The organism is Streptomyces sp. NBC_00045 (assembly GCF_045041095.1).
Lineage (GTDB): Bacteria > Actinomycetota > Actinomycetes > Streptomycetales > Streptomycetaceae > Streptomyces.
This window is the reverse complement of record NZ_CP108271.1, coordinates 546,406-573,309: the sequence shown is the minus strand read 5'-3', so window position 1 is coordinate 573,309 and position 26,904 is coordinate 546,406. Positions and strand designations below refer to the sequence as shown.

Sequence of the window (26,904 nt, the reverse complement as noted above, 5' to 3'; positions counted from 1 at the left end):
CGATGACGACCACGTTCCCCGACGAAACGATGCTGCTGGACGACGCGGACCGCCTGCGTGCAGCAGCCGCGTTCGTCCGCGAGCACGACAGTGCCACCCTGCTCCCGCTCCTGCTGCCCGGCCTCGGCGGCCCGGATCTGAAGGAGCTGGCCGAACACTGCCGCTTCGCCCACGCCGGCGTGCTGCTCTTCCCGCCGGACACGGACGGCCTGCGGGCCCAACTCGCCGACTGCGGAATGGCGGTGGACACCCCTTCCCACCCCAGCGTGGTCGTCCGGGAACGCCTCGCCCGGCGCCACCAGCGTGATCCGGCCGAGCTCGACGTCCGGATCCTGCGCCCGCAGGTGCACGGCGCCGCCGGGGAAAGCCGCGCGGTCGAAGTGTTCGCGCTGATCGTTCCCCCGAACTCCGGCCTGGAGCGGATCGCCGCCTACGAACGGACCCGCCGGCACGAGGCACACCTCGCCTTCGAGATCGAGCACCCGGACCCGCTGGTGCTGCGGGACCTGTGCGCGATCCTCGCCCGTCACGGCGCGCGCCCCGACGGAGGCGGCTACAACCCGCACGAGGACGGCACGGTCCTGTACTTCACCACCCCGTCCGACGCGGCCTGCGGCTACCGGCGGCTGGAGCTCTATGCGCACGGCGGTCACCATGACGCCCTCGCCCCCCACCTGGACCACTCCGACGGGTATCCCCGCCCCCGCCGCGGGGCGCCGCAGCCAGCCGAAACGCTCCTTCACATGCTCACCGGTGCGTGGACGACGCAGGCCCTCGCCTCGTTCGCCCGGCTGCGGCTCCCCGACGCCATGGACACCCGCACCGCACACCGCGCCGAGGACCTCGCCCGGCTGACGGGCACCCACCCCCGGAGCCTCGCCACGCTCCTGCGGTACCTCGTGATGCTCGGCGTCATCGCCCAGGACGACCATGTCCCGGACCTCGGCCCCGGCCCGAACCAGGAGGGCGGGTTCCGCCTCACCGAACTCGGAGCCCTGCTGCGCGCGGACGCGCCGGCATCGATGCGCCCCCTGGCCCTGATGTACGGAGGCCCGTTCTACCACTCCTTCGGCGGCCTCGACCACGCCGTGCGGACCGGGCAGCCGGCCTTCGACCACCACTTCGGCGAGAACCACTTCGACCACTTCGCCCGCGACCCCGACCTCGCCGACCTCTTCGACCGGTCCATGGCCGCGAGCTCACGCATGTTCCAGCCGCTCCCCGCCCACCCGGCCATCACCGCCGCCGCCCAGGCACCCGCGCCCGCGACGGTCATCGACGTCGCGGGAGGCAACGGCGCGCTGCTGGGCCACGTCCTGACCGCCCACCCGAGCCTGCGCGGCGTCCTCCTCGAACGTCCGCACGCCGTCGCCGCGGCCCGCCGCCTGCTCGATGCCGCTGGCTGCGGCGCGCGCTGCGACTACCTCGCGGGCGACTTCGCCGACGTACCGCCCGGAGGGGACGTCTACGTCCTCGCCCGCGTCCTGCACGACTGGGACGACGACCGCTGCCGCGAGATCCTTCGCCACTGCGCCCGGGCGATGCCCGCTCACGCAGACCTGCTCATCGTCGAACGCCTCCTGCCCGCAGACGGTTCCCCCTCGCTGGCCACCGCCTGGGACCTGCACATGCTGTGCAACGTCGGAGGCCGCGAACGGCGCGCCGACCACTACGCGCGCCTGCTCGCCGACGTCGGCCTCCACCTCCACGGCCACACCCCCCTGCCGCTGGACGCGCACGTCCTGCACGTCCGCAAGACCACCGCCCAAGGCCCGTCGCGGGCCTGACCGCCACGCAGCCGTTCACCAGGGGCGGGCCACGACGCCGCTGGTGGACGGCGGCGCGGTCGCCGTGGAGCAGCTGAAACGATACGGCCGAGGCATTGGAGTGAACAGCCGTTCCCCGCGCTGCCTTTGATCGGTTGGACCGGCCGACGCGCACTGAGACCAGCGCGTCTTTCCACTGATCCTTAGGGGAATCATGCGTATCCGTTCTGCTGTCACCGCTTCCTTCCTGGCCGCCGGCATCCTGCTGGGCGGGGCCGGTTCGGCCCTGGCCGGCGGCGGGGTCGACATCGACCAGTTCTCCGCCGGCCACAAGGCCTTCGCGTCCGAATGCTCCACGACCGCCGCCGTCCCGGCGAAGTTCGGCCCCATCTACGCCTCGAACTGCGCCAAGGGCGGCGAGAGCGAGTGGCTCAAGGGCGCCCACCTGGGCGCCAGCTGACCCGAACGGCCCGTACCGCGGGGGCTGCCCGACGACGACGTCGACCGCCCCCGCGGTGTCCACGCATCCCGAAGGCCGCCGGCAGACGACGGCTCCTTCCTCGGGGCCCGGTCGACCGGGTCGACGCGCTGTGGGACGGTCGCTGGGCCGCGAGCCGCGCGTCATCGACGACGGAGGCCGGACCCGCATCGACGGCCGGCAGCCCGACGCCCGTGCCGGGGCGGACTGGTCCGGCCTGCCGGCCCGGGGTCCGCACGGGACTGCGGCCCGTGCCGGAGTGCCCGGTCAGGAGCGGCTGGCGTTCGACGGGCCGAAGAACTCGATCTCCGCGATGGCGACCTGTTTGTCGGCGGAGGCCGCGTGCGACGAATCGACGGTGAAACGGACCTTCGTGACCTCGCCGACGCCGAACGGACGCCGCTGGCCGCCCGCCCCCTGATCCAGGGTCAGCCGGCGCGTGGTGACCTTGCCGTCCTTCCCGGTGATCGTCGCCGTGACGCGGTGCGGCAGGGCGGACTCGCCGTTCTTGTCGGCCCGCGCGGAGACGCCCGGGGTGATGATCAGGTCCAGCAGCCGGGTCGGCTCGCTGAAGGTGGCCTCGATCCACTCGCCTTGGCCGGACTGCGATACGCCGGGGCCCCACCAGGTGTTGCTGCGCTTGTCCAGGGCGAGCTCCGGCTGGTGGCCGGGGTACGAGCGGGAGGCCGCGATCCGGTCCGGGGAGACCGGGGCGCGCTTGGCGAAGTGGTCCAGGGCGGCCTGGACGCCGTCGGGCAGGTACACGGAGCCGAGGATCGCCAGGGTGACGACGACGGCGAGGGTGATCCAGGTGCCGATGCGGTCGAAGACGCGGCGCAGCCGGGGACGCTCGCCCGCCCACGGCGTTTCGCGGTGCCGCCCTCCGAACAGGCGGCGCCACCACGGCGCCCGTGCCGGTGCGGCTGCCTCGCCGGTCTCGGCCAGCGGCATCGCGCAGCGCACGCAGTAGTGGCGGTCGGGGCGGTTCGGCGTCGAACACCACCGGCACGGCGGGCCGCCCGCGATGCCGGGCTCCAGTCCCGGGGCGCGTACGGCGGGCCGGGCGGCGTCCGGCCGGCCGGGCAGGACGGGCTCGGCGGCCGCCGGAGCGGGGTGCGGCGCCTCGTCGGGGTCCGCCACGGGCACCAGGAGGGAGCGCGCCCGGTGGGACATGGTGTCGCTCAGCGCGTGCGGAGCCGGGGAGGCGGGCACGGGCGCGGTGGGCGCGGTCTCCTCCGGCGAGGGGGTGCCCGGGCGCGCCGGAGCGGGCCCCGGAGGCTGCCCGCCGTCGGCGGCCCGCGCCAGACCCGCCGACCCCGAGCCCTCCGACCCGCCCGACCGCATCCACTGCCCGGACCCGTCCGACTCGGAGCGCCCGGGCGCGCCGGACGCTCCCGCGGCCCCGGACGTTCCCGTACCGCCGGCAGCTTCGGGCGCTCCCGTGACCTCCGAACTCCTGGCGCTCCCCGGGCCCTTCGGCTCCTGCGGATCCGGCGCCGGTCCCCGCGAACCACCGGAGGCCGGCATCGCGGCGGGCCCGGTGTCGTAGCTGGCGGCGCGTGCCGCCCGCGCGGCCCGGGCGGCCCGGGCGGCGTCCACGGTGCCCGCGGCCTGTCCGGCGTGCGCGGGCGTGCCGGCGTCCGAGCCGCCCGTCGTCCGGGCGTCGGGCGCGGTCGCGGCCGGCCGTGCGGCCTCGTGCGGGGTCCGCGCCGCGTCCGCGGCGGGTCCGCGCACCTGCGACGACGAGCTGGCGGGCCGCGCGGTGCGGGCTCCCTGGTCCCAGCTGAGCACGGCGCCGCACGCGTCGCAGAAGGACTGGCCCGGTTCTGCGGGCGTCCCGCACTCGGCGCAGTTCTGCGTGGTCATGTCTGCGGGGTCCTTTCGGAGGCGGTCACTTCGACCGTGTAGGGCATGTGGGCGGGGCGGGCGGCGGCGACGAGGGAGTCCAGACGGTGCATGTCGGCCGGAGTCGGGTCGGGCAGCCGGAGGGTGACGTGCAGACGGGGGCGCGGGGCGCCGGGGAAAGGGCCGAGCGGGCGGGCGTTCCAGGCGGCGCCGCCGCTCTCGGTGATCTCGGGTGCGACGCCGAACGCCAGTCGTACCGCCTCCGCGAGGCCGCGGCGGGTGCCGCGGACCCTGTGCAGCGCGACCGCCGCCGCGACGGCGGCCCGCAGCCGGGGCTCGGACTCGCCGCCGTCGGTCTCGGCGCCCACCCAGGTGCCGAGCCACCGCGCGAAGTCGGCCGGGGTCAGCGCCGGGTCGAAATAGGTGTCCAGACAGTCCAGGACGTTCAGGATGGGCGCGAGGACGTCGTCGAGTCCGCCGACGAACCGCTGGGCCAGGTCGTCGTCGGCGAAGACGGCGGGGAGCATCGTGCCCAGGGGGAGTGAGGAGCCGAGGCCGTCGACGGAGCCCCGGTGGGGAGGGGCCGTCATCCGCCGTCCCCGATCACCCGGACGCGGTGGTCGTAGGAGAAGACCAGAGAGGGCCGCTCCAGGTCGATGCGGTCGGTCGGGTCGCCGCGCTTGCCGGTGAGCGGGTCGGCGGGGTGCAGGACCACCTCGTCGACGAGTTCCACTCCGGGGACCCGCTGCAGGACCGCGAACACCTCGCCGCTCTGGACGGGTCGGCCGAACGGCCAGCCCTGGCCGTCCGCGCCGCCGGTCAGCGGGTCGAGGTGGCGGTAGAGCGCGTCGTGCGCCCGGCGGCGCACCCGGTCGGTGTCGACGCCACGGAAGGCGTGCACCGTGGCGACGACGGTGATGCCCTGGTAGTACGGCGGCCCGACGGCCAGCCGCGTGCCGATGAGCCGGCGCTCGTCGAGGTGGCGGGTGATCCGACCCAGCAGGGCGTCGCCGGGCACGAGCTGCTCGAACCGCAGCCGCCCGCCCGGATCGGGGACGGCGTGGGGGACGACGAGGACGCGGACCGCGTAGGCGCCGTGCGCGCCCTCCTCGCCCTCCAGGCAGGTGATGCGCGCGGTCTCGGGCGCGGCGCGGCGGGCGAGTTCCTCGTAGTCGCGCAGGGTGACGGCGCGGTCCTGGGCGCGGAGCGTGATCGGCGCCCGCAGCTTGGCCTCCTCGACGGTCTCGCCGTCGACGCCGCCGCGCGCCGCCTCGCGGTTGACGACCTCGGCGACGTACGGGATCGAGGTGCGCAGCACCTGGACGGCGCCGCGCGCCACGTTGCCGCCGCGTCCGCCGCCGGTGCGGTAGCGGTGGGCGCGGACGACGGCGCCCTTGGGGGCGACCGCCCCGTACTGGCGCAGCGTGCCGTCCGGCTCGCGGACGGCCGGGCCGAAGGCGATCTCGCCGGTGGCGGCGTCCAGGGTGACGTGGTGGTCGGCGGGCCGGGAGGCGGCGAAGTGCGGGACCACCAGCCAGTCCTGCCAGCCGTCGTCGGCGGCGGTCTGCAGGAGCAGCGGCGGGTCGTCGGCGACGACCGGGGCGTGGGCGAGCCGCAGCCGCTGGCCGGGCAGTCCGGTGGCTTCGCCGAGGGCCTCGTCGTGGACGGTCTCGGCGTGCACGGCGCGCGTGGTGCCGCCGACGGTGTACGCCTCGACGGAGCGGATGCTCGGCGAGGTGGTGTAGAAGGGCTGGCCCGGCACGGGATCGGTGACGCGGCAGCGGACCCAGCCGGCCTCGTGCCCTCCGCCCCGCGACAGCACGTGACCGCCGGGCAGGTGCAGGACGACGTCGCCGGGCCGGTTGAGACCGCCGGTGCCGTCCCGGTCCACCTCGCAGGGCTGCCAGCCGTCCTCGGTCCACGCCTCCCACGAGAGCGGCGGCTGGCGGGGATCGACACCGACGCCGTCGACGCGGCTGTCGATCTCCAGCGCGAGCGCACAGTGCGGAGCGGCCGCGGTCAGACCGATGAGCATGCAGTCGCCGGGGTTAGGGGCCTCGGAGAAGCACAGCACGTCCTTGCCCTCGACGAGATCCGTGGTGCGGTCCGCGACGGGCTGCCCGCGGTGCTGCACCACCAGGTGGGACAGCGCGCACGGGACGACGGCCAGGTCGTGCTCGGTGGCGAAGACGACGGCCTCCTCCCGCTCGGTGCGCAGCGTGGCGACCTCGGCACCGGCTGGGACCAGGATCACGTCCTCCTGGGGCGCGGACAGCCAGAAGGTGACGTCCGTGCGCGCCGCGGACGGCGGGAAGAGGGTGATGCCGACCAGGTCGAGGAAGGCGAGGTGGTTCTTCTCCGGGACGCGGTTGAGCCGGTAGACGATCTGGTCCGCCATGTGCGCGACCGTCTCCACGAGCGTGACACCGGGGTCGGAGACGTTGTGGTCGGTCCACTCCGGGGCGCGCTGCTGGATGTAGCGCTTGGCGTCGTCGACGAACTGCTGGAAGCGCCGGTCGTCGAGGTTGGGGGAGGGCAGGGACATCAGCGGTCGCTTTCCAAGGAGCCCGGCGCGCCCGGCTCGTCGTGGGAGGGGATGACGTAGAAGGGGAAGACGAGGCTGCGCGGGTTGTTGGTCCCGCGGATGGAGTACCGGACGTCGATGAACAGGACGCTCTGGTCGGTGCCGGTGGAGACCTCGACCTCGTGGACCTCGATCCGCGGTTCCCAGCGGTCCAGGCTCTGGTACACCTCGTGCTGGATGCGTCCCGCGGTCTGCTCGTTGACCGGGGCGAAGACCAGGTCGTGAATGGCGCAGCCGAACTCCGGGCGCATCGGCCGCTCGCCCGGGGCGGTGGCCAGGACGAGCCGGATCGCCTCCTCGACCTCGCGCTCGCCGCTGACCAGCGCGATGCCCCCGGTGGGTCCGATGCGCATCGGGAAAGCCCAGCCGGAGCCGACGAACTGTTCGGCCATCAGGGGGCCACCTGCCTTTTCCTTCGGCCGGCGCAACGGGCGCGCCGGTGCGGTCGTCCGGTCATGCGGGGAGGGGGTACTTCACGGTGTTGACGAAGACGAAGCCCTGGAGGTCGAGCCGGGCGGCGCGGATGCCGACGTTGGCGATGGAGTTGACCTGGACCGTGCCGCCGGAGGTGATCAGGGTGGCGCCCAGGGCCTTGAGGCTGAGCGCGCCCATCGCGTCCATGGTCACGGCGCCCAGCGACTTGATGTTGACCAAGCCGCTGCCCTGGATGTCGAGGGGGCCGCCGCTCTTGATGGTGAGCCGGCGCCGAGCGCTGAGCGTCAGGTCGGTTCCGGCCTCGATGGACACCGAACGGCCGCCCTTGATGGTCACCGCCCCCTTGCTGTCGACGGTGATCTCCGTCTGGGTGCGGTCGAGGTTGATGGTCAGCCGGTCGTCACCGCTGGCGATGCGCACGCCCTGTTTGCGGCCGCCGGTCCGCTGGCTGAGCAGGTCGACGCGGTTGCCCTGCCGGTCGGACAGGGTGTGCCGGGCCGCCTTCCGCTTCAGCCCGTCGTGCAGGGGCACGTCGTCGACCCGGGTCGGCAGGTCCCGGCCGTTGTAGAGACCGCCGATCACGAACGGGTGGTCCAGCGCGCCCCGGTCGAAGGCGACCAGCACCTCGTCGCCGACGTCCATCGGGAAGACGCCGCCGCCGCCCACCCCTCCGGACTGCACGCTGCGGGCCCAGTCGCTGACGTACGCGTTGTCCAGCCACGGGAACTGGAGCTTGACCCGTCCCTGCTTCAGCGGGTCCTGCACGTCGGTGACGATGGCGTTCGCGACCCCGGGCAGCCGGGTGGCGCTCGCGGCGTCCGCGCCGCCCCCGCCCGAAGCAAGCCCGTAGAGGGAGCGCCACTGGCGTCCGCTCACCGTAATCCAGGACTCGTAGTGCTTGCCGTCGCCGAAGACGTGCCGCACGGAGGTGACGGTGTACTTCCCCTCGAAGGGCTTGCCCACGTCTGCGAGGGCCACGGGCACGCCCGGCCGCAGCTGGGGATTGCCGTACACCGCGACCTCCAGCTCCGCGAACGACGACGTGACGTCGGCGGCGAGGGCCTTGGCTGCGTACTGGACCTCGTCCTGCCGGTCGTACGGCGTGCCGGTCTCGACGAGCTGCGCCGACGCGAACTTCCCGGCCGCCTGGCCGGGAGTGAGGCCGATGGAGATGCCCGGGTCGGTGGTGGCCGGGGCCGTCTCGACGATCTTCTTCTTGGTGGTGACGTTCCAGCCGCGCGACTCGACCGTGCCGACCTGGTCGGCGGCGGTGACCGCCGCCCGCAGCCGCAGGATGTCGTGGCCCGCCTGGAGGACGAAGGGGCTCTTGTCGCCGTCGGTCTGCGGGGACGGCGCCCCGGCCGACGGGGTCGGCGCGACGAACCGGAACTTCCCCACGGCGTCGAGGGACATCACCATGTTGTTCTCGTCGGCGAGCCGCGAGAGGAAGTCCCAGTCGGTGACGTTGGCCTGGCTGATGAACCCGTACGCGCCCTTCGTCGGCTGGATCCGGCCGATCGGTACGCCGTCCAGGGCGGCGAGCTTGCGGGCGATGTCGGAGGCCTTCTGGTTGCGGTAGGCGGCGACACGGCGCCGGCGCATCATCCGGTGCCCGAGGTCGTAGCCGCGGACCACGGTGAAGCTTCCGGTGCCGTCGTAGTCGGCCTCCAGCGCGGTGACTTCGCCGGTCAACAGGGGCTTGCCGCCCCCCTGGCCGTCGGCGATCGGGGTCAGGACCACCCTCGTGCCGAAGGTGACGCCGAGCTCGCCGAGGACCAGACGGTAGGGGTCGCGGAAGGTCAGCCGGAACGCGGCGGGCACGCCGACGCCCTGGTCGACCCAGCCCTCGACGAGCAACGGGGCGATGTGGTCGGGGAGCTTCGCGGAGCCGATCCGCACCTGCATGATGCTGGAGAACGCGGGCCGCACCATCAGCGCGACACCTCCTCGGGCGAGGGAAGCACCAGTTCCGTGCCCGTCCGCAGCCGGGCCGGGTCGTCGATGCCGTTGATCTCGGCGATCGCCCGCCAGACGGTGGCCGTGCCGTACTCCCGCCACGCCAGCGACTGCAGCGAGTCGCCGGCCACGACCCGGTGCACGCGCTGAGCGGTGAGCGCGCCCGAGGTCGGGTTCTGGCCCTTGGTCTTCCCCGGGATCTCCACCAGGTGCACCTGACAGGTGGCACGGATGGGCACCCCCGTAGTGCCGAAGAGGCTGTACGACGCCTCGACGGAGCTCACGTACGCGACGAAGCGGGCCGTGGAGAACGACCCCCACTCGAACACCACCCACGGCGGCGACGGCTGATCGGCGGCGATGCTCTTCGCCGTCACCTCACAGCAGCCCAACAGCGACTCGACCTTCTTCAGCACCGTGTTGCCGGACGGTGCGGTCGAGGAATCCAGGAAGATCTCCAGGGTCATCTCGCGCGGCTCGGCGCCCATGAACTCCGGCTTGGAGCCGTCGCGCACGGCCATCGTCGGCGTGGCCTTCCACTGCGCGCGCTGACTCAGGGACAGCTGCGCCGGATTGAACTCGAAGCCGAACGTCCGCATCAGCGCCCCGGGCGTCGTGCTCGTCCCGACCGGGGGCTCGTGGATCGCCAGTGTCGCGCGCACCAGGCTCTTGCCGGCGCCCCTGCTGCTCGTGGCCATGGGTGTGCCTCCTCTCCGCTCTGCCGCGCCGTCAGTCCGTGAACCCGTGGTGGGCGATCTCCAGGACCTCCGTGGCCACGGCGGGGTTCGCGGGGTCGAGGGTGGGGCCCTGCCAGCTCACGGGCAGGACGTCGATGAGCCCCCACCGGGCCACCAGCGACCCGTCGGCCCGCAGCGCCGCGATCTGTGCGGTGGGCCGCTTGATCCCCGTCTGGACCGACGAGATCCACTTGGCGACCTTCGCGGTGTCCGGCGTGAGCGGCCGGGTGAGCCGGATGGTGGAGAACGTGACCCGGGTGGGCAGGTGCCACACGAAGCCGTTGTTGCCGCCCTCCTGGCGGTGCTCGACCTCCACCTGGGACGACAGGCCTTCGCACCCGTTGAAGTAACCGAGGCTCTCGCCGTCGATGGTGAGGGTGAACCAGATGGTGGACCCGGGGTCCTGGCGGGGCATCCGAGGTGGGCCTTTCTTTCGTTCTGCGGGGTGGCGCGTACGGGTCCGGGCGGCGAGCGGTCAGGCGCGCGGATCGCGGAGCCTGCCGATCCGTTCGCGGTCCATGCGCAGTTCGGCGCGGACGAGGCGGGTGACCCGGTCGATGATCCGGTGGACGAGCTCGTCCAGCTGGAACTCGGTCAGATCACGCGGATCGAACGCGCCGACGGGGATCGCGGTGTACTCGGGCGGCGGGCCCTCCTGGGAGACCGCGGTCACGGCCGCCGGACGGCCGCCGGAGGGCGGCGCGCCGTGCGCCGCGGTCGGCTCGTACGGCGGTGGCGGCGGTTCGGCCGGCGGCGCTTGCTGCGACGACGCCCGCAGATGCTCCAGCGTCGAGGAGACGGTGGCCGACGCGGCGGCCGCGAGCGCGCCGATGGCCCGGCCGGAGCCGGAGCCGAACGAGGGGAAGCGCTGGACCGCGGGCGCTGATGGCATCGAACCCCCGGACGGTGCCCCGGCCGCCGGGACCGCGGGCAGTGCCAGGGGCGCGGCCGCGGGCGGGGGGCTCAGCGGCGCCACGGGGAGCGGACCGCGTGCGGTGGCGTCCGCGCCGGGCAGCAAGGCCCCGCGCAGGGGAACGCCCCTGGCGGGGAAGGCCCGTTGGACGGGGAGGGCGGCGGCGGTACGGGGAGGGGCCGGTGCGCGCCGGGCGACGGCCGTCTCGGGCGGCGCCGGCGGGAGGGCCGCGGCCGGCGTGACCGGTGGGACCGCTGAGGTTGCTGCGGTCGGCGCGCTCGGTGCGGTCCGTGCCGGGGCCCGCGGGGCCGCCGGAGCCGGTGCAGGAACGGCAGCACCGGTACGCGGACTGCGGTGCTCCGTTGCGGCGACCGGCACCGTCCGGGCGGGCACGCCCGAGAGCGGGGCTCCGATCGGGGAGCGGCGCTGCCCGGTGGCCGGTGTGGGAGTAGAGGGGTGCGGGGAGTCGGGGGAGCGGCCGGATGCCGGGCTCGGGGCCGTGCCGTGGGCGGGACCCGGTGCCGGCGCCGTCGGTGACACGGCCCTCGGGGCGCGGGCGGGAGCGGGCGTGGGAGCGGGGTGCGCCGGGGACGACAAGGGCGCACCGAGCCCCGCGCGGGGAGGTGCGGCACTGCGCTGCACCGGGCCCACGGGCGGGGAGCCCGTGGAGGTACGGGGGCGGGGAGTCGACTCCGTACGGCCGGGGGGCGGCGGGGGTACGGCCGCCTCGTCGCTGCGGATGACGGGCATCGATGTGTCGGCAGGCGCGGGCGAGCGGGTCGTGGAGCGTTGCACGGGCGTCGCCGTGCCCGGACCGGCGGCCGGGAGACCGGCGGCGGGCGGCGGGGTGGCCGGGGCAGCAGCGGGGGTCCGGACGCCCTGCGGGTGTTCCGCGTGTGCCGTCCGGGGCGGGAGGCCGGAACCGGTGGTCCGGTCGGCGCGCGGGGACGCGGGAACGGGTCCGGCCGGCGGTGCCGCCACGGTGTTGGTGGCCGGGGCCGCAACGGAGGGCTGGACGGGCGCAGTGCCGGGAACGCGCGCCGGCTCGGGAGCGTCGGACCGGGGCGTGGTGTGCTGAGCCGGTCGGGGCGTCGCCGGGGCGGCCGTCGGCCGGTCGGTGCGGACGGTGGGGCGTGCCTGCGGGGCAGCGGTGTCCGTCGCAGGGGCACTGATCTGGGCAAGCGTGGGCGTGGGCGTGGGCGGAGGCGTGGGCGTGCGGGGTCGGACGGCCCGCTGGACGGAGGGCATCGAAGACGTGCCGTCGGGCACGGCCGACGAGCGACGGTCGTCGGCCGGAACGGACGGTGTCGCTCCGGGCGCGGGCACCGCTCGCTGAACGGCCGCGCCGGTTCCGGTGCTCGGTGCCGGGGAGGCCGGTGCCACCTTCCGCGCGGGGGCGGAGGCACCGGATGCGGGGGACCCCGCGCCGGACGGGTTCGTGCCCGTCGCCCAGGAGCCGGTCGCTCCGTCGCGCCCGGGCGTCCGCGGTGCAGGCGCGGGGGCAGGCGCCCGGGTGGGCGTCGGCGCGCCTCCGGGCGTGCCCGTTCGCGGCGCCGACGGGGCGGGCGATGTGCTCTTCCGGAGCACCGCACCCCGCACGGTGGACGCCTCCTCGGACGCCGACGGCCCCGGCGAGCCGGACCCGCCGGCTCCGCGCGGCACGTCGGTGCGCGGCGCGGAACCCTCGGGCCGGCGCACCGCCTCTCGCTGCACCGGCGCGCCAAGTCCCGTACGCCTGACGGCCGGACCCGTGCGCTGCGCAGACGGGAGACGGGGCGGGGCGTCCCGTACGGGACGGTCCGGGAGGGGACGCGCGACCGGCGGCGGCTCGGCCGTGGACGGGGCCGCGACGACGGGGTCTTCGGGGGACGGAGCGTTCCCGGAGGCGGGCGGCCTGCCGGGGCGGGGAGCCGCAGCCCGCTGCGCCGGGGGCGCCGCGCTCGGGGCGGCGGCAGACGTGCCGGTGCCGCTCCGGTCGGCGTCGGCCGGAGTGGACGCCGGGCTCGGTGCCGTCGGCGCCGCCGCCGGTACCGCAAGGCTGGTCCGGCGAGCCGAGGGCAGGGCCCGCCGGCCGGCCGCGGGCGCGGCCGGCGCCTTGGTCAGGGGTTGCTGCTTCCGGGGCCGAGCCGGCAGCACGGGCGTCACCTGAACACCACGGTTCGCCGCCTGGGTCCGCGCCCGAGACGGAGCCGCCTGGTCGGCGCGCGAGCGCTGCACTGCAGTCGTCGGCGCCACGTGCACCGCCGGCGTGGCTCCCGTGGGCCGGGTGGCCGTGTGTATCGAGGGGGTTCCGGTTGTCGCGTGGGACTCCGTCCCCGGCAGGATCGTCTGGCCGGCGCGCGAGCGCTGCACTGCAGTCGTCGGCGCCACGTGCACCGCCGGCGTGGCTGCGGTGGGCCGGGCGGCCGTGCGTGCCGAGGGGGTTCCGGTCGTCGTGGGGGACTTCGTGCCCGGCAGGGCCGTCCGGTCGGCGCGCGGCCGCGGTACCGGAGACGTCGGGGGCGCCGCCGGCGTGGCTGGGGTGGGCCGGGTGGCCGTGCGTATCGACCGGGGTCCGGTCGTCGCGGGGGACCCCGTGTGCGCCGGGATCGCCCGGAGCGGCGCCACCGGCATGCGCTGCACGGCGGGTGCGCCGGCCGGGTGGCCCGACGGCAGGCCCGGCGCAGGCCGTTCGAGTCCCGCGACCGGGCGGGCGGACTCGGTCAGCGCACCCGAGAGCAGACCCCTGCCCGCCGCGGGGTCCAGGACTGCGGGGGAGTGCGCCCGGTTGAACGACGGGTTCTGCCAGGTCGGCAGTCGCCCGCCGAAACCGGCGTCCGCGACGCCCGTCGGTTCGTCGCCCGTCGTCCGCCGCAGCGGCGGCAGGCCGACCCAGGCGGCGACGGCCACCGGGGCCGCGGTGGGCGCGGGAGCCGTGCTCCCGGCGGCCTCTGCGGGCGCCGTGCCCGCGGGTCCGGCGCCCGGAGCGGGGGAGTCGCCGGGCACCGGCGCGCCGTCGTCGCCCCGCCGCCCCCGCAGCCGGTCCAGGAATGCCACCTGCTCAGCCCTCCGTCGCGCCGCGCGTCACGAGGGACGCGATCTGCTCGGTGTACCGACGCCGGTCCTGGTGCTCCAGGTCGAGGATCGCGTCCAGGCCCCAGTGGAAGTGGTAGGCGACGTACGCGATCTCCTCGTGCAGCCGGTCGGTCGCGTACGTCACGATTCCCCCAGGCGGCTCCCGCCGAGTTCCACCTCGAAGGGCTCCGAGCAGTGCGGGCACTGCACGGCCGCCCGGGTGTGGCCCTCCGCGTTGATCTGGCGGTAGAAGTCCTGGAGGAACGCCAGGTCGGACGCGAACATGTTCTCCACGATCCCGTCGTGCACCATCGGGAGAGTGCCCAGCCGGGTGATGACCCGGCCGAGCAGCACCACCGAGAGGTACGCCGGGTTCTCCTGCACGCGCACGTCCCGCAGCGGGATCAGCTCGTCGCGCGCCGTGGACAGCCGCATGACACCGTCACGGTGCACGGTGCCCGCGTCGTCGACGTACCCGCGCGGCAGCTCGAAGGGGAACTCGGTGATCAGCGACTGCCGCGGTGCCGGGTCGGCGGGCGGGCCGGCGGGTGCGGTGGAGGGAGCGGCGGAGGGAGCAGGGTGGGGGAGCCCCGCCCCCGCCGCCGCGGTCTGGGGCACCGTCGAGGCCGGAGCCTTGGCAGCCGAACGACGCATTATTCGATGACCAGTTCTTCGAACACGATGGTGACGGACTCGGTCAGTGCCGCCGCCTCGCCGGCCTTCACCGTGCTCGTCTCGATCTTGCTGCACCAGGCGTTGCGCAGGTTGTAGCGCTTCACCGGGTTGTCCTGGAAGTCCATCATGATGATGGAGGCGTTCTTGCGGGCCGTACTCATCTGGCCGCGGATCGAGTCGTTGATCCACTGCGTGAACGACGTCGACTGGGTCATGCCGCGCACGACCGTGCACTGGCCGTTCTTTTGCACGCCCGGCAGCAGTGCCACCTCGGGCCGGCCCTGCGCGCTGTTCTGCTGGTAGGTGATGACGTCCTGTTCGAGGGTGAGACCGCTGACCTCGGCGAGGTACTCGACCATCACTCCGTCGATCTGGAGGCCGAAGTTGTGTGACGTGAGGGCGTCACCCGGCTGGAGGCTCATGTGTTCGCTGTCCTTCTGGAGAGGGGAGGGGCACGGGGAGGCGACGGGCGCGGAGGCGGGCTCCGCACCCGGTTACTCCTCCAGCTCCCCGTTGCCGCTGGAGAACTGCGCCAGCCGGAAGATCACGAACTCGGCGGGCTTGACCGGCGCGATGCCGATCTCGCAGATGACCCGTCCGAGGTCGACCGACTCCGCCGGGTTCGTCTCCTCGTCGCACTTGACGTAGTACGCCTGATCGGGGCTCTGCCCGAACAGGGCGCCGCTGCGCCACTCGTTGACCAGGAAGGCGGAGACGTTGCGGCGGATGCGCGCCCACAGGTTGTGGTCGTTCGGCTCGAACACCACCCACTGGGTGCCGATCAGGATCGACTCCTCCAGGTAGTTGAAGTACCGGCGGATGTTCAGGTAGCGCCACGCCGGGTCGGAGGAGAGGGTGCGGGCGCCCCAGATGCGGATGCCGCGGCCGGGGAAGGCCCGGATGCAGTTCACGCCGATCGGGTTGAGCAGGTCCTGCTCACCGCGGGTGATCTGGAGTTCGAGGTCGACGGCGCCGCGCACGACCTCGTTGGCAGGGGCCTTGTGCACACCGCGCTCGGAGTCGTTGCGGGCCCAGATGCCGGCGACGTGGCCGCTCGGCGGGACCAGGCGCGACTGTCCGGTCGCCGGGTCGAAGGACTTGATCCAGGGGTAGTACAGGGCCGCGTACTTGGAGTCGTAGTTGGCCGTCTCCTGGCGCCAGACCCGGATGTCACGGGCGTTCAGGCCGGGCGGCGGGTCGATGATCGCGACCCGGTCGCCCATCAGCTCGCAGTGCGCGATCAGACCGAGCTGGACCGCCTTGACGGCCTCCAGGTCGAGCGCGCCGCGCTGGTAGGCGGCCATCAGGTCGGGTACGGCGACCATGGAGATCTCGTCGACGGCCTCCAGGCCGCCGAAGCCCGTGCGGTCCGACGAGTCGCCGAGGTACTGCGCCGGGCCGGCGTGCGAACCCTCGGCGCGCCCGGCCGGTGCGGCCGGCTCTACGGGCGCGGGCGCGGGCGTCGGCAGCGCCACGGTCTGGTTCTCCGGACGGGCCAGTTGCGCTGACGGCGCGGCCTCGGTCACGGCGATGAGCTGGGAACGCTCCTTGACCTGCGTGACGACGTAGGAGCGGCTGCCCTTCTTCGCGGTCACGTCGAAGGACTCGACCGGCGTGTCGCCGTCCTTGACGATCAGCTTGAAGCGCTCGGCGGGCCCCTCGCCCTCGGCGTCGGCGACCTCCACGGACAGCGGGCCGCTGCGGCCCTCCGCGGTGGCGGCCACGGCGAAGGTACCGAGTCGGCGGGGCTCGGCGGCGGGCAGCGCGGCCGGTGCGGCGGCACCGGTGACCGCGGCGGGCGCGGGCGCCTGCCCCTGGCCGGCGGAGTCCTCGGCGGAGCCGCCGACGCGCACGACGTACGCCGCCGAGCCGCCGTTGTTGAAGAACCCGTAGACGGAGTGCGCGAGGTAGTAGCCGTCGGTGAAATCGCCGAAGGCCGCCACGTACTGGGTCCAGTTGGTCACCAGCGTGGGCTCGTTCAGCGGGCCGGTCGGCGCCAGACCGACGAAGGCGGCCACCGACGTGCCGACACCCTCGATCGGGCGCGAACCGCTGGCCACCTCCTCGACGTAGACGCCGGGCGACAGATAGGACGGCATGCTCTGCTCTCCTCCGGTACGAGACAGGACACCTCACTTTGACGCGCGCGTCGCGCCCGGCGGAACGTCCCTCGGTACCGGAGCGGGGACACCGTCGTTGCCCGGAAGGGCAGCCCCGGGGGCACCCGTCCAAGGGGTCCGCTCCGGCTGCCCCGAGGTCTGCCCTCGCGGACCTGTGGGGTGGGGGAGCGCTCGGGTAAGGCTGGACGGCCGTCCGGACAGTCGAGAGGGAGCTTCATGCGCACGCACGGTAAGCGGAACCAGTCGTCGGACGAACGGGAGGCCTCCCGCCGTCCGGTTCCCCCGAGCGCGCCGGTCCAGCGGATGCTCGACCTCAATCTGGCGGCGGGCAACGCGGCGGTGGCCCGCGCCGTCGAGGCGCAGCGGCACCGGCACGGCCCGGGCTGCGGGCACGGGGAGGCGACCGTCCAGCGCAGGGAGTCCGTGCACCACGACCACGACCACGACCACGAGGGCGTGGAGGACACTCGGCCGCAGTCGCAGCTCAGCCTCCTGCGGTCCGCGCTGGCCACATCGAGCAGCCCGCTCCCCGATCCCTTCCTCAGCAGGGCGAAGGCGTTCTACCGCAACGACAACCTGGGCGCCGGGCGCGTCCACGACAACGCGGCGGCCCAGCGCGCCACCGCGGCCCTCGGTGCCCACGCCGTGACGGTCGGCAGCCACATCCTGCTCGGCCCCAAGGCCGTCGGCAACACCGAGATCCTCGCGCACGAGGCCAGCCACCTCGACAAGAACCTCCGGGGCGTCCGCGAGACGGGCCACGACAACGGCGCCGGCGTGCCCGTGACCGACCCCGGGCAGGGCTCCGAGCGCGCGGCGACGGCCGACGGGGCCGCCTTCGCGGCGGGGCGCGGCACCGCCCCGTCCGTCGCCCAGCAGGCGGCCGTCGAGGAGGAGGGCGCGGTGGACTCCGGCGCCCCGGCAGTCCAGCGCACGCTCTGGGAGTTCGAGCACGGCGGCACCTTCACGGACGCCGTCGACGGGCAGGAGGCGCGCTGGCGCAACAGCGACGACGCGCACGACATCCGTACCTCCGCCCAGCTGGGCGTCCCCCCGGGGACCGCACCGCGCCACACGGACGTCTACGACGACGAGACGGGCAAGGTCTACAGCAGCGGGAACGCGGCCTTCTCCAAGAAGGGCACCATTCCGGAGCGCGAGTACCCCGAGCGCGAGTCGAAGGCCCGCCGGGAACTGGTCACGGCCAAGCGGTACATCGCGTCGGCCCTCGCCCTGCTGAAGTCGGCGGGAGACGACCCGAGCGGCGCGCTCCTGACCGCGCTCCGGTCCGGATTCCCCGCCTTCCGGGCCGCGCCGCCCCGGCAGATCGCGGAGTTCCTGCCGCACATCGCGGAGGTCGTGCGGCGCATCCAGGTCGGCCTGGACGCCCAGGGCGCGCAGATCGCCCTGGCCGGCGAGGGCGCCGGCGCCCCGCCCTCGGCCATGGGCTGGGTCGACTGGCCTCTGAAGGAGAAGCTCATGCCGCATCCGCAGAAGAGCGAGAAGCTGCCGCCCATGGACACGGACCGCTCCGGTCCGATCCACCTGACGAAGGAGGGCCAGATCGCCTGGTACTTCATCCACGAGGCCACCCACCGGTTCGCCGGCACGCTGGACTACCAGTACAGCCCGCGCGAGGGGGAGCTGGCCCAGGACGACTACGTCACCGAAATGCCCGCGGACCTGGCCGAGGCCGCCGCGGCGCAGGAGAAGAGCAATCTCGGCAAGCGTGCCGTGCGGGATCCGGAGCAGTACAGCGGCAAGAACAACGACGGCGAGCGGCAGCCGAACTGGTACGCCTTGGGGCGGCGCGCGCTGATGAACGCCGACTCCTACGCCCAGTTCATCATGATCGCCAACGGCGCGCGGATGCCCCGGACCTGACGCGCGCGGGGCCGCCCGGTCCGCACACCCGGGCAACCCGAGGGGCTCCCGGGGCAACGGACCCTGCCCCCGTGGCTCCTGTCCGGGTGCGCGGGCGCGGTTAGCGTTCCGGGGTGAGCCTCTGGACTTCCCTGGAACCCGCCTCCGTCACCGTCGATCCCGGCAGCAGCACCCGCGTGCGTCTGCGCGTGCGCAACACCGGTGACGTGGTCGACGAATACCGCTTCGAGCCCGTTGGTGACGTGGCGCCCTGGACGACGGTGGAGCCGGCGACGTTGCGGTTGTACCCGGGCACCACCGGGACGGTCGAGCTGACGTTCGCGCCGCCCCGGACCCCTGACGCCACGGCCGGGCCCAACCCGTACGCGGTGCGGATCACGCCGACCGAGCATCCCGAGGCCGTGACGGTTCCGGAGGGGAACCTGACGATCACCCCCTTCGTCGAAGTGCGCGCGGAGATCGTGCCGCCGATCGTCAAGGGCCGTTTCCGCGGACGCCCCAAACTGGCGGTCGACAACCTCGGCAACACCAGGGTGACGGCGTCGATCACGGGCTCCGACAACGGGGACCACCTCACCTACGAGATACGGCCGGCGAACGTCCAGATCGAGCCCGGGCGCGCGGCGTTCGTCGACACGACCCTGCGGCCCCGGCAGGTCATCTGGTTCGGCTCGAAGGAGGAGCGGCCCTACACCCTCGCGGTGCGACGTTCCGGCACCGAGCCGCTGGAGGTCGAGGGGAAGTACGTCCAGCGCGGCTTCCTGCCCCGGTGGCTCGCGACGTCCTTCGGGATCTTCGTGGCGCTCGCGGTGGCGTTCGTGATGATCTGGATCGCCTACAAGCCGCAGGTCCGCACCGCGGCCACCGAACAGACCGAGCAGGCGGGAGCGGTCCTGCCGAACAGCCCGCCCCCCTCGCCGCTGGCCCCGCCGCCGTCACCGACGCCCGAACCCGAACCGTCGAAGTCCGAGAAGCCCAAGGACGCCGGCGGCGGCGGAGGGCAGCCCTCGAAGCCCGCGGGACCGCCGCCCGTGGTCCCCGCCGAGAGGATCCTGCTGCGCAACGCGGCCACCCGCATGTGCGCCGAACTACCGGGCCGCGACAAGGGCCAGATCAACATGGCCGTCCAGCAGAGCGACTGCGACGGCACCGACGGGGACAACCAGCTGTGGAACCTGGAGGTGAAGTACCCGAAGCTCGGCCCCGGCGGACAGCCGCTCTTCCAGATCCGCAACGTCAAGGACCAGTTCTGCATGGACCTCGGCGAGTACGGCGGCCGGCCCGTGGGCACCGGCATCGGCGAGTTCCACTGCGACGGGACCACCGCGGACAACCAGCTGTGGTGGATCGCCAAGCAGGAGAGCGGCGACTACTGGATCCGCAACTACGCCAGCAACAACAAGTGCCTGAACGTGAACGGCGGGGCGAGCGTCGGCGACCGGCTGAACATCTCCGACTGCAGCAACACCGGCAACCAGGAGTGGAAGATCGTCCACCCCAAGGCCGACTGAGGCCCGCGGCGGCCGGTCCGGTCACCGCGGTCCCCAGCCGGATCACCAGCCGCCCTCGCCCGGCACCAGCCGTCCCGCCTTGCGGTACTCCCGCCGGGCGCCCTCCAGGAGGTCGTCCGCCGTCACCTCGCCGCCGCGCCCGGCGGCGAGATAGGCGGCGGTGACCACCGCGCTGCGGATGGAACCGCCCGCCAGCTCGAAGTCCCGGGCCAGCGCGGCCGCGTCGATGCCGTCGGCGGACGGCACGTGCGCCAGGCCGTGCCGCCACAGCGCGAGGCGCTGCCCGGCATCCGGGAACGGGAAGTCGACCACCAGGTCCAGCCGCCGGGTGAACGCCGCGTCGATGTTCCCGCGCAGGTTGGTGGTGAGCAGCGCGATGCCGTCGAACGACTCCAGCCGCTGGAGCAGATAGGAGCTCTCCATGTTGGCGTAGCGGTCGTGCGCGCCCTTGACCTCGGAGCGCTTGCCGAAGACGGCGTCGGCCTCGTCGAAGAGCAGCACCGCGTCGGTGCGGTCCGCCTCCGTGAAGATCCGCTCCAGGTTCTTCTCGGTCTCGCCGACGTACTTGTCCACGACGGACGACAGCTGGACCACGTACAGATCGAGACCGAGGTCGGCCGCGACGACCTCCGCCGACAGCGTCTTGCCGGTGCCGGACTCCCCGGCGAACAGGCCGAGGACGCCCCGGCCGCGCCCACCGCCCGCGCTGAGCCGCCAGTCGCCGAGCACACGGTTGCGGTGGCGGGCCCGCAGCGCCAGTTCGCGCAGTTGCCCGAGGGGCCCGTCGGGCAGGACCAGGTCCCCCCAGTCCACGGCCGGCCGGATGCGGCGGGTATGGCTCTCCAGCCCCGAGGCCGACTGGTGGCGCGCGGCGCGCCGCACGTGGGCGGCGGTGACCGGACCGCCGTCGAAGGCGGCCAGCGCCCGTGCGGCCTGCGCGGCCCGCCCCAAGCGGTCCCCGCCGAGGCGGTACGGGGCGACCGTCGCGGCCAGGTCGAAGCCGTCGGCGTCCGGGCCCAACGCGGCCCGCCAGGCGGCCGTCCCCCCGTCCCGGCGGCCCGGCGCGTCCAGGACCAGGGGGTCCTCGGGGCACCAGCGGGGATCGTACGGGCGGGGATCGGCCAGCAGCACGGTCACGTCCGGCGCGGCAGCGAGCGCCCGCACCAGCGGGCCGGGCCGCTCGGGCAGCGCGGGTACGACGACGGCCCGGCCGCTGAGGCGGGCCTCGCGCAGCAGCTCGGTGACGTGCTCACCGGGTACGGCGCAGCACAGCCCGTCCAGGCCTGCGGCGCGCAGGGCGGCGGCGTACGCGGCCAGGCCGTCGCCCTCGCGCTGTTCCCGCAGGTAGACGGTGGCGGGGCCGGACTCCAGGAGGGCGGCGAGCTGGTGGGAGAACTGCTCGGCGGCCGTGTCGCAGGGCAGGGGGTCCGGCATCGGGCGCAGCAGGTCGAGCAGCGCCGCGTCCGGCGTGTCGTCGCCGAGGAGATGTGCGACCAGCCGGTCGGGCACGCGCAGCGAACGTGTCAGGAAGGGACGTTCGGGCTCCTCGACCTCCAGCAGCCCGAGGGCCGCAAGGGGCGCGGAGGCGTGCAGCCGGGCCCGGGCCGCGGCGGACTGCACGGGCACCCCGCACAGGTCGAGGGCGAGGCCGACGGTGGCCCGGCGCCTGCTCACGTCGTCGTTGAGATAGCCGTAGAGCGGTTCGAAGGCCCGGTCGACGTCGGGAGCGAGGGCGATGAGCACGACGGCGACGTCGAGCGCGGTCAGGCCCGCCCGTCCGGCGAGCCGGGCCAGCCGGTCGGCGGGCCCGGGCGCGTGCTCCTCACCGACGGCCCGACCGGCGCCGGTGCCGGACCCGGAACCGTCATGGCCCTCCGCCGTCTCCGGCCAGGTGACGAGGAGATGGCGCACCGCCTCCTCGGACAGGTAGAGGCCGCGCAGGGGGTCATCGGCCGTGGGATCGCCGACGGCCCGCCGTTCGACCAGCGTCGACACCCGCCCGCGCAGCTCGCGAAGACGGGCGAGCAGCGCGCGGGCCGGGGCATCGGAGGCGTCGGGCGGCGATCCGGCGCCGACCGCGTCCGGACCCGGCGCCGAGCCGGCGTACGGGGCGCTCATCGGGCGTCCGAGCCGCGGGAGGTCTCCTTGCGGGGGGCCGCGTCCTTGTGGGCGGCCCGCGCCGCCCGGGCGGCCGCCACCTGGTGGGGACGGTGCGAACGGCCCTCGGACGCCGCGGGGTCGCCGTCCAGACCGCCCACCCGGAGCGTCGCGCCCTCGGTGACCGGCGGCCCCGCGTCGTACTCCGGGAAGGCCGGGAAGGGGGCGGTCACCACCAGGTCGAGGGACGGCTTCAGTTCGCCGCCGAGCGCGGACCAGATCTCGGCGAGCGACCGTGCTTCCGTCTGGATGCCGGCCACCGTCAGGGGCACGGAAAGCCCCAGTGTCCGCAGCGAACCCGGCAGTTCGTCCGGCGCCAGCACCTCCCGGGGCAGCAGTGTCGCGAGCACGGCGGACAGCAGCCGGTGCTCGTCCTGCGGGGTCTTCGTCCACGCCGTCACCAGGTACGACAGCCGGAACCAGCGCGGCGGTTGGCTCCGCCGCACGACCACGTCGCGCTCGTCCCGCACCGCCACGTGGCCGCGCTGACGCCGGGCCACGTCCTCCCGGATGTCGTACAAATAGGTGTTGATCACCGGGGCGTTGCGCCGGGCCGCCCAGTCACGGGTCGGTGCCTCGAAGGACACCTCGATGCCCGAACCCGTCAACGCCCCGCCGCCGAGGAGGCCCTTGAGTATCTCGTCCACCTCGTGGATCACGCCTGCGCTCCCGCTCTGCCCGCACGGCCGTTTCCGCCCGGTCCGTCGTCCACCGTCGATCGTCCCCCGGGCGGCCACCCCGGCAGCAGGGGCACGGGGGACGGCCGCCGGGCACTGCGCCCTGCCCCCGCGGGCACGTCGGGCCGCCTTCGGTTGCCCGGACGGTCAGATGTAGCCTTCCCGAAGGGCAAATGCCACGGCGTGCGCGCGATTGCGCAGGTGGAGGCGTGTGGTGAGTCCGTGCATGACGTTCTTGACGGTCCGTTCGGAGTAGGACAGCTTGCCCGCGATCTCACCGGTGTCGAGGCCCTCGGAGACCAGGCGCAGGACGTCCACCTCGCGGGGCGTGAGCCCGAGGGGCGTGCCGGTCCGGCCCGCCGCGCCCCGGTGCAGCGAGCCCACCTGGTGGATGAGCCGGCCGAGCAGGTCGGCGGGCAGATCGCCGTCACCGCGGGACGCGGCCAGCACCGCCTGCACCAGCCGGTCGGCGGTGGCCTCGTGGCGCCAGACGATCGCGCCGACACCGCACTCCACCACGTCCAGCAGTTCGTTCTCCCGCATCGCGCCCACCACGAGCACGGCGCGCGCCCCCTCGCTGCGCACGATCCGGCGCAGCCGGGTCAGAGCCGCCTCGTCGAGCGCGTCCTCCACGAGCAACGCCACCGTGCCCGGACCGGACTCCTCGCGCAGCTCGATCTCCGGGTGTCTGCGCAACTGGCTGACCGCGCCCTCGTGGCTGATCGGGTCCGGGGCGGACACCGCCACGGGGACGCGTCGGTCCACGGGGCCGGGGCTGCGGCCCGTGCCGGGCGAGGACATGGTCATGGTCCGGGGTGAGTTGAACAACCGTTTCCCCTGTTCAGCGGCCCGCAGCGAAGCGCGGGCCGGTGGCGGATGAGCACGCTCAACCCTTCTGCGGGCGCTGTGGGGACCGCAATCGTGGAGCACCACGAGCCGCACCACGAGACCGTGGCGCCGACCACCACGAGGCCGGCCGCCGCAGCGCGCGTCACCGCAGGTCACAGCGGGTCCCCACGGCATCTGGGGCGGGCGCGGGGACCGTAGTGAGGTACGCCACTTCCCACCACCCCGACACGGATCCCGTCGTCTCAACCGGCGGGGAACCACCCCGCTCACCACAGGAGGCACTGATGACCGGACCGCTCCGCGAACGCGACGGCGCCCGGGCGCTGCTCGCGGCCGAGACGGAGCGGGCCCGCTCCGGTTCCGGCCGTCTGGTGCTGCTCCAGGGGGCCACCGGCACCGGCCGCACCTCCGTGCTGGAGACCGCCGTCCGGGACGCCGAGGGCCGGGGCCTGCGGGTCCTGCAGGTGCGGTGCTCGCCGGAGGACACCGGGGTGCCGTTCGCCACGGTGCTGCAACTCCTCGGACCCGTCTCGGACTTCACCGAACTGGCTCCCGACCACGACGACCGGGGGAGCGCCGCCCGGCTGTGGCGGTTGCTGCGCGCGTACGCCGCCCACGGCCCGCTCCTGCTCGCGGTCGACGACGTCCACCTGGCCGACGCCCCGTCACGCCGGTGGCTGCGGGAGGCGGTGCGCCACATCGACCAATTACCGGTACTGCTCGTGGCGAGCGAACGCAGCCAGTACGACATCGACCCACGCCGCGCCGGGCTCGCCCAGTCCCTGTCCCCGTCCCTCGTCCGCACCCACACGATCGACCCGCTCGGCGACGGGGCCGCTGCGGAACTCGTCCGCTCCGCCTTCCCGGCGGCCGGCGCTGACTGGACGGCGGAGTGCGCACGGGCGGGCGCGGGCAGCCCGATGCTGCTCCACGCCCTGCTCGACGACCTCGGCGGCGCGCGGCCGGCCGGCCCCGCACCGGACGGGGTTCCGCCGCTCCCGGACACCTGCGCCGCGCTGTATCCCGGGAGCTATCCGGCGGCCGTCTCGTGGTGGCTGAGCAGCGCGGGTGAGGCGACGGCCGAGGTGGCCCGCTGCCTGGCGGCCCTGGAGGAGGCCTGGCCGGAGGAGACGAGGGACCTGAGGGAGACGAGGCAGACGGGGGAGACGGGGAAGACGAGGCAGACGGGGGAACAGCGGACCCGGGTCGGCGCGGGTGACCCGGTGGGTGCGGACACGGCCGGGCTGCTGGCCGAGGCGGCCGGCGCGGATCCCGCACGGGTCGCGGGCTGGCTCACCGCGATGACCCGCATCGGACTCCTGCGCCCGGACTCCGCCGGCCGGCCCCGCTTCGCCCACCGACTGCTACGGGACGCCGTGCTGACCGGCTGGCCGACGGTACGACGGGAGACGGCGCACCGGGTGGCGGCGGAGACGATGCTGCGGCGCGGCGAAGGAGCCGAAGCGGTCGCCGCCCATCTGCTGCGCGCCAGGGGCGTCGGCCTGCCCTGGGCATTGCGCGTGTTGCGGGACGCGGCGACGGTCGCGGTGCACGACGCCCGCCCCGGCGACGCCGCCGGCTATCTGCGCCGCGCCCTGGACGAACCGCTCTCCGACGACCGGCGCCAGCGGCTGCTGACCGAGCTGGGCTCGCTGGAGTACGCCTCGGCCGACGGTGCGGTGGCGATCGCGCGCCTGGCGGAGGCGCAGCACCTGGCGGCCGCACCCCGCGACCGGGTGAGTGCGGCCGTCGCCCTCGGCACGGCCCTCGTCGGCCGCGGCGAAGTCACCACGGCGCTGGAGGTGCTGCGGCGCACCGAGGGCAGCCTGGACGGACATCCGGGACTCACCCGCACCGTGCAGACCGCCACCGCGCTCCTGGCCGACGCCGACCTCGCGACCCGCCAGGAGACCTACCGCAAGCTCTCCGAGAGCGGTGCCCGCGCGCCGGAACTCGTCGGCACCGCCAGCCGGGCCCTGCTGGTGCGGTACGAGGCGACGGCCGGGCTGATCTCGGCCGGCGAGGCCATGACCCGCGTACGGGCCCTGCTGGCACAGCCCTCCGACCCGCTGGCCGAGCCGTTCCTGCTGGGGACGGCGGCGGCGGTCGCCGAATGGGCCGGCGAACTCGACGAGGCCGAGCGGCTCGTGGACCGCGGTCTGGCCGGCCAGCACCCCGCCCTGCTCCATCCCATGGAGCACGCGCTGCTCAACACCCGCGCCGACATCGCCGCGGCCCGCGGAGACGTCGCCCGGCTGATCGCCGTGCGGGGTGACGGCGCCGCCGTCGCCGCGCGCGCCCACAGCGGCCCCTCCAACCGGGACGCCCACGTGCTGATGGCACTCGTCCACACGGGGCGCGCCGAGGAGGCCGGCCGGCTCGCCGAGGCCTTCGACCTGAGCCGGGCCCCGGAATCGTGGGAGCTGAACCGCTTCCTCTACGCGCGGGGAGTGCAGCGCCTGGCCGCCGGCGACCCGGCGGGCGCGCTCCACGACTTCCTGGAGTGCGGCCGCCGCCAGACCGCCCGGGAGGTGCTCAGCCCGATCGTCACCCCCTGGCGGACGGCGGTCGCCCAGTGCCGCCTTGCGCTCGGCGGCGGCCAGGAGGCCCTGGTTCTGGCCACCGAGGAGCTGCGGCTGGCCCGGGTGTGGAACACCCCGCGCACGGTGGGACGCGCGCTGCGCGTCCTCGGCACCGCGACGGGCGGCCGCCACGGACTGCTCCTCGCCGAGGAGGCGGTGGAGACCCTCAGGGACGCGCCGGCCGATGCCGGAATGGAACTGGTCGAGGCCCTCCTCGCCCAGGGCCGCCAGCTCCTCGCCGCCGGTGAACGCGGACGTGCCCGTGACCGGCTGCGCGAGGCGGCGGAGCTGGCCGAACGCAAGGGCGGCCTGCGGCTGCTCGCCCTGGCCGAGCAGGCCCTGCGCGAAGGCGGCGCCCGGGTCCCGGCCGCGGCGCGGACCGGCTCGGGGGCCTTGACCGGCAGCGAGCGCCGCATCGCGGAACTGGCCGCGGCGGGGCGGACGAACACCGAGATCGCGGACCTGCTGCACTTGGCCCGCCGCACCGTGGAGACCCACCTGACGAGCACCTACCGGAAACTGGGCATACGCCGCAGGGCTGAACTCCCCGCCACCCTGGGCCGCCCGCGGCCCCAGGAACGGGCCTGACACCGGGCCGGGCACCCACCGTCATCCTGCCGGGAGGGGGATCGGGCGTACGCGTACGCGCTCGACCGCCCACGGGCCCGGGGCGCCGCGCGT

The 26,904-nt window shown here is 74.6% G+C and carries 20 protein-coding genes; 5 read left to right on the top strand and 15 right to left on the bottom strand.

What is annotated here, in order from left to right; translation table 11 throughout:
• The first annotated feature begins 2 nt into the window (after positions 1-2).
• On the top strand, positions 3-1,787 hold the full coding sequence (locus tag OHA65_RS02850; RefSeq protein WP_328761398.1) for a methyltransferase: 1,785 nt from the start codon (positions 3-5) through the stop codon (positions 1,785-1,787).
• Between the two features lie 193 nt (positions 1,788-1,980).
• Positions 1,981-2,226: a hypothetical protein gene (locus tag OHA65_RS02845; RefSeq protein ID WP_327281463.1), complete on the top strand. Its 246-nt coding sequence runs from the start codon at positions 1,981-1,983 to the stop codon at positions 2,224-2,226.
• 285 nt (positions 2,227-2,511) lie between these two features.
• Here OHA65_RS02845 and OHA65_RS02840 read toward each other — a convergent pair whose 3' ends face one another.
• The 12 genes from OHA65_RS02840 to OHA65_RS02785 all read right to left on the bottom strand — a co-directional run bounded on the left by OHA65_RS02840 (position 2,512) and on the right by OHA65_RS02785 (position 16,542).
• Positions 2,512-4,110 carry an NADase-type glycan-binding domain-containing protein gene (locus OHA65_RS02840; protein ID WP_405761042.1) on the bottom strand — a complete coding sequence of 533 codons (1,599 nt, stop codon included), beginning with the start codon at positions 4,108-4,110 and terminating at the stop codon, positions 2,512-2,514.
• Entirely contained in the window at positions 4,107-4,679 is a 573-nt protein-coding gene (locus OHA65_RS02835; protein ID WP_327281461.1) for a phage tail protein, read from the bottom strand. Before OHA65_RS02835 ends, OHA65_RS02840 begins: the two co-directional genes overlap by 4 nt.
• Positions 4,676-6,634, bottom strand: coding sequence for a putative baseplate assembly protein (locus OHA65_RS02830; RefSeq protein ID WP_405761039.1), 1,959 nt, complete (start codon positions 6,632-6,634; stop codon positions 4,676-4,678). The genes OHA65_RS02835 and OHA65_RS02830 overlap by 4 nt, the downstream gene beginning before the upstream one ends.
• Positions 6,634-7,065: a GPW/gp25 family protein gene (locus OHA65_RS02825; protein WP_327281459.1), complete on the bottom strand. Its 432-nt coding sequence runs from the start codon at positions 7,063-7,065 to the stop codon at positions 6,634-6,636. The genes OHA65_RS02830 and OHA65_RS02825 overlap by 1 nt, the downstream gene beginning before the upstream one ends.
• A 61-nt stretch (positions 7,066-7,126) precedes the next feature.
• Positions 7,127-9,040: a VgrG-related protein gene (locus tag OHA65_RS02820; protein WP_327281458.1), complete on the bottom strand. Its 1,914-nt coding sequence runs from the start codon at positions 9,038-9,040 to the stop codon at positions 7,127-7,129.
• On the bottom strand, positions 9,040-9,762 hold the full coding sequence (locus tag OHA65_RS02815; RefSeq protein WP_327281457.1) for a LysM peptidoglycan-binding domain-containing protein: 723 nt from the start codon (positions 9,760-9,762) through the stop codon (positions 9,040-9,042). Before OHA65_RS02815 ends, OHA65_RS02820 begins: the two co-directional genes overlap by 1 nt.
• Positions 9,763-9,793: 31 nt before the next feature.
• Complete coding sequence (locus tag OHA65_RS02810; RefSeq protein WP_327281456.1) at positions 9,794-10,216, bottom strand: phage tail protein; 423 nt, start codon at positions 10,214-10,216, stop codon at positions 9,794-9,796.
• Positions 10,217-10,276: 60 nt separating this feature from the next.
• On the bottom strand, positions 10,277-10,693 hold the full coding sequence (locus tag OHA65_RS02805) for a hypothetical protein (RefSeq protein WP_327281455.1): 417 nt from the start codon (positions 10,691-10,693) through the stop codon (positions 10,277-10,279).
• Between the two features lie 3,061 nt (positions 10,694-13,754).
• Positions 13,755-13,913 carry a DUF6760 family protein gene (locus tag OHA65_RS02800; RefSeq protein WP_187743631.1) on the bottom strand — a complete coding sequence of 53 codons (159 nt, stop codon included), beginning with the start codon at positions 13,911-13,913 and terminating at the stop codon, positions 13,755-13,757.
• The gene (locus OHA65_RS02795; RefSeq protein WP_327281454.1) at positions 13,910-14,422 is read right to left on the bottom strand and encodes a hypothetical protein; all 513 of its coding nucleotides are present in this window, start codon (positions 14,420-14,422) and stop codon (positions 13,910-13,912) included. Before OHA65_RS02795 ends, OHA65_RS02800 begins: the two co-directional genes overlap by 4 nt.
• Positions 14,422-14,865, bottom strand: coding sequence for a phage tail protein (locus OHA65_RS02790; protein ID WP_327281453.1), 444 nt, complete (start codon positions 14,863-14,865; stop codon positions 14,422-14,424). Before OHA65_RS02790 ends, OHA65_RS02795 begins: the two co-directional genes overlap by 1 nt.
• A 72-nt stretch (positions 14,866-14,937) precedes the next feature.
• Positions 14,938-16,542: a phage tail sheath subtilisin-like domain-containing protein gene (locus OHA65_RS02785; RefSeq protein ID WP_327281452.1), complete on the bottom strand. Its 1,605-nt coding sequence runs from the start codon at positions 16,540-16,542 to the stop codon at positions 14,938-14,940.
• 237 nt (positions 16,543-16,779) lie between these two features.
• Here OHA65_RS02785 and OHA65_RS02780 point away from each other — a divergent pair, with 237 nt between their 5' ends.
• Together OHA65_RS02780 and OHA65_RS02775 are read left to right on the top strand one after the other, a co-directional pair.
• Positions 16,780-18,447, top strand: coding sequence for a DUF4157 domain-containing protein (locus OHA65_RS02780; protein WP_405761037.1), 1,668 nt, complete (start codon positions 16,780-16,782; stop codon positions 18,445-18,447).
• Between the two features lie 113 nt (positions 18,448-18,560).
• Positions 18,561-19,958 carry an RICIN domain-containing protein gene (locus tag OHA65_RS02775; RefSeq protein WP_405761034.1) on the top strand — a complete coding sequence of 466 codons (1,398 nt, stop codon included), beginning with the start codon at positions 18,561-18,563 and terminating at the stop codon, positions 19,956-19,958.
• 42 nt (positions 19,959-20,000) lie between these two features.
• Here OHA65_RS02775 and OHA65_RS02770 read toward each other — a convergent pair whose 3' ends face one another.
• The 3 genes from OHA65_RS02770 to OHA65_RS02760 form a co-directional block, all read right to left on the bottom strand.
• Positions 20,001-22,076: an ATP-binding protein gene (locus OHA65_RS02770; protein ID WP_405754380.1), complete on the bottom strand. Its 2,076-nt coding sequence runs from the start codon at positions 22,074-22,076 to the stop codon at positions 20,001-20,003.
• Positions 22,073-22,774, bottom strand: coding sequence for a DUF4255 domain-containing protein (locus OHA65_RS02765; RefSeq protein ID WP_327281448.1), 702 nt, complete (start codon positions 22,772-22,774; stop codon positions 22,073-22,075). Before OHA65_RS02765 ends, OHA65_RS02770 begins: the two co-directional genes overlap by 4 nt.
• Before the next feature lie 165 nt (positions 22,775-22,939).
• Entirely contained in the window at positions 22,940-23,599 is a 660-nt protein-coding gene (locus tag OHA65_RS02760) for a response regulator transcription factor (RefSeq protein WP_328765114.1), read from the bottom strand.
• 326 nt (positions 23,600-23,925) lie between these two features.
• On the opposite strand from OHA65_RS02760, the gene OHA65_RS02755 reads away from it, so the two are divergent.
• Complete coding sequence (locus OHA65_RS02755) at positions 23,926-26,811, top strand: AAA family ATPase (RefSeq protein ID WP_405754379.1); 2,886 nt, start codon at positions 23,926-23,928, stop codon at positions 26,809-26,811.
• The last annotated feature ends 93 nt before the right edge of the window (positions 26,812-26,904 follow it).

Coding starts and splice junctions, on each gene's coding strand:
- OHA65_RS02850 (WP_328761398.1), top strand. CDS start 3: ATGACGACCACGTTCCCCGACGAAACGATGCTGCTGGACGACGCGGAC.
- OHA65_RS02845 (WP_327281463.1), top strand. CDS start 1,981: ATGCGTATCCGTTCTGCTGTCACCGCTTCCTTCCTGGCCGCCGGCATC.
- OHA65_RS02840 (WP_405761042.1), bottom strand. CDS start 4,110: ATGACCACGCAGAACTGCGCCGAGTGCGGGACGCCCGCAGAACCGGGC.
- OHA65_RS02835 (WP_327281461.1), bottom strand. CDS start 4,679: ATGACGGCCCCTCCCCACCGGGGCTCCGTCGACGGCCTCGGCTCCTCA.
- OHA65_RS02830 (WP_405761039.1), bottom strand. CDS start 6,634: ATGTCCCTGCCCTCCCCCAACCTCGACGACCGGCGCTTCCAGCAGTTC.
- OHA65_RS02825 (WP_327281459.1), bottom strand. CDS start 7,065: ATGGCCGAACAGTTCGTCGGCTCCGGCTGGGCTTTCCCGATGCGCATC.
- OHA65_RS02820 (WP_327281458.1), bottom strand. CDS start 9,040: ATGGTGCGGCCCGCGTTCTCCAGCATCATGCAGGTGCGGATCGGCTCC.
- OHA65_RS02815 (WP_327281457.1), bottom strand. CDS start 9,762: ATGGCCACGAGCAGCAGGGGCGCCGGCAAGAGCCTGGTGCGCGCGACA.
- OHA65_RS02810 (WP_327281456.1), bottom strand. CDS start 10,216: ATGCCCCGCCAGGACCCCGGGTCCACCATCTGGTTCACCCTCACCATC.
- OHA65_RS02805 (WP_327281455.1), bottom strand. CDS start 10,693: ATGCCATCAGCGCCCGCGGTCCAGCGCTTCCCCTCGTTCGGCTCCGGC.
- OHA65_RS02795 (WP_327281454.1), bottom strand. CDS start 14,422: ATGCGTCGTTCGGCTGCCAAGGCTCCGGCCTCGACGGTGCCCCAGACC.
- OHA65_RS02790 (WP_327281453.1), bottom strand. CDS start 14,865: ATGAGCCTCCAGCCGGGTGACGCCCTCACGTCACACAACTTCGGCCTC.
- OHA65_RS02785 (WP_327281452.1), bottom strand. CDS start 16,542: ATGCCGTCCTATCTGTCGCCCGGCGTCTACGTCGAGGAGGTGGCCAGC.
- OHA65_RS02780 (WP_405761037.1), top strand. CDS start 16,780: ATGCGCACGCACGGTAAGCGGAACCAGTCGTCGGACGAACGGGAGGCC.
- OHA65_RS02770 (WP_405754380.1), bottom strand. CDS start 22,076: ATGAGCGCCCCGTACGCCGGCTCGGCGCCGGGTCCGGACGCGGTCGGC.
- OHA65_RS02760 (WP_328765114.1), bottom strand. CDS start 23,599: ATGACCATGTCCTCGCCCGGCACGGGCCGCAGCCCCGGCCCCGTGGAC.
- OHA65_RS02755 (WP_405754379.1), top strand. CDS start 23,926: ATGACCGGACCGCTCCGCGAACGCGACGGCGCCCGGGCGCTGCTCGCG.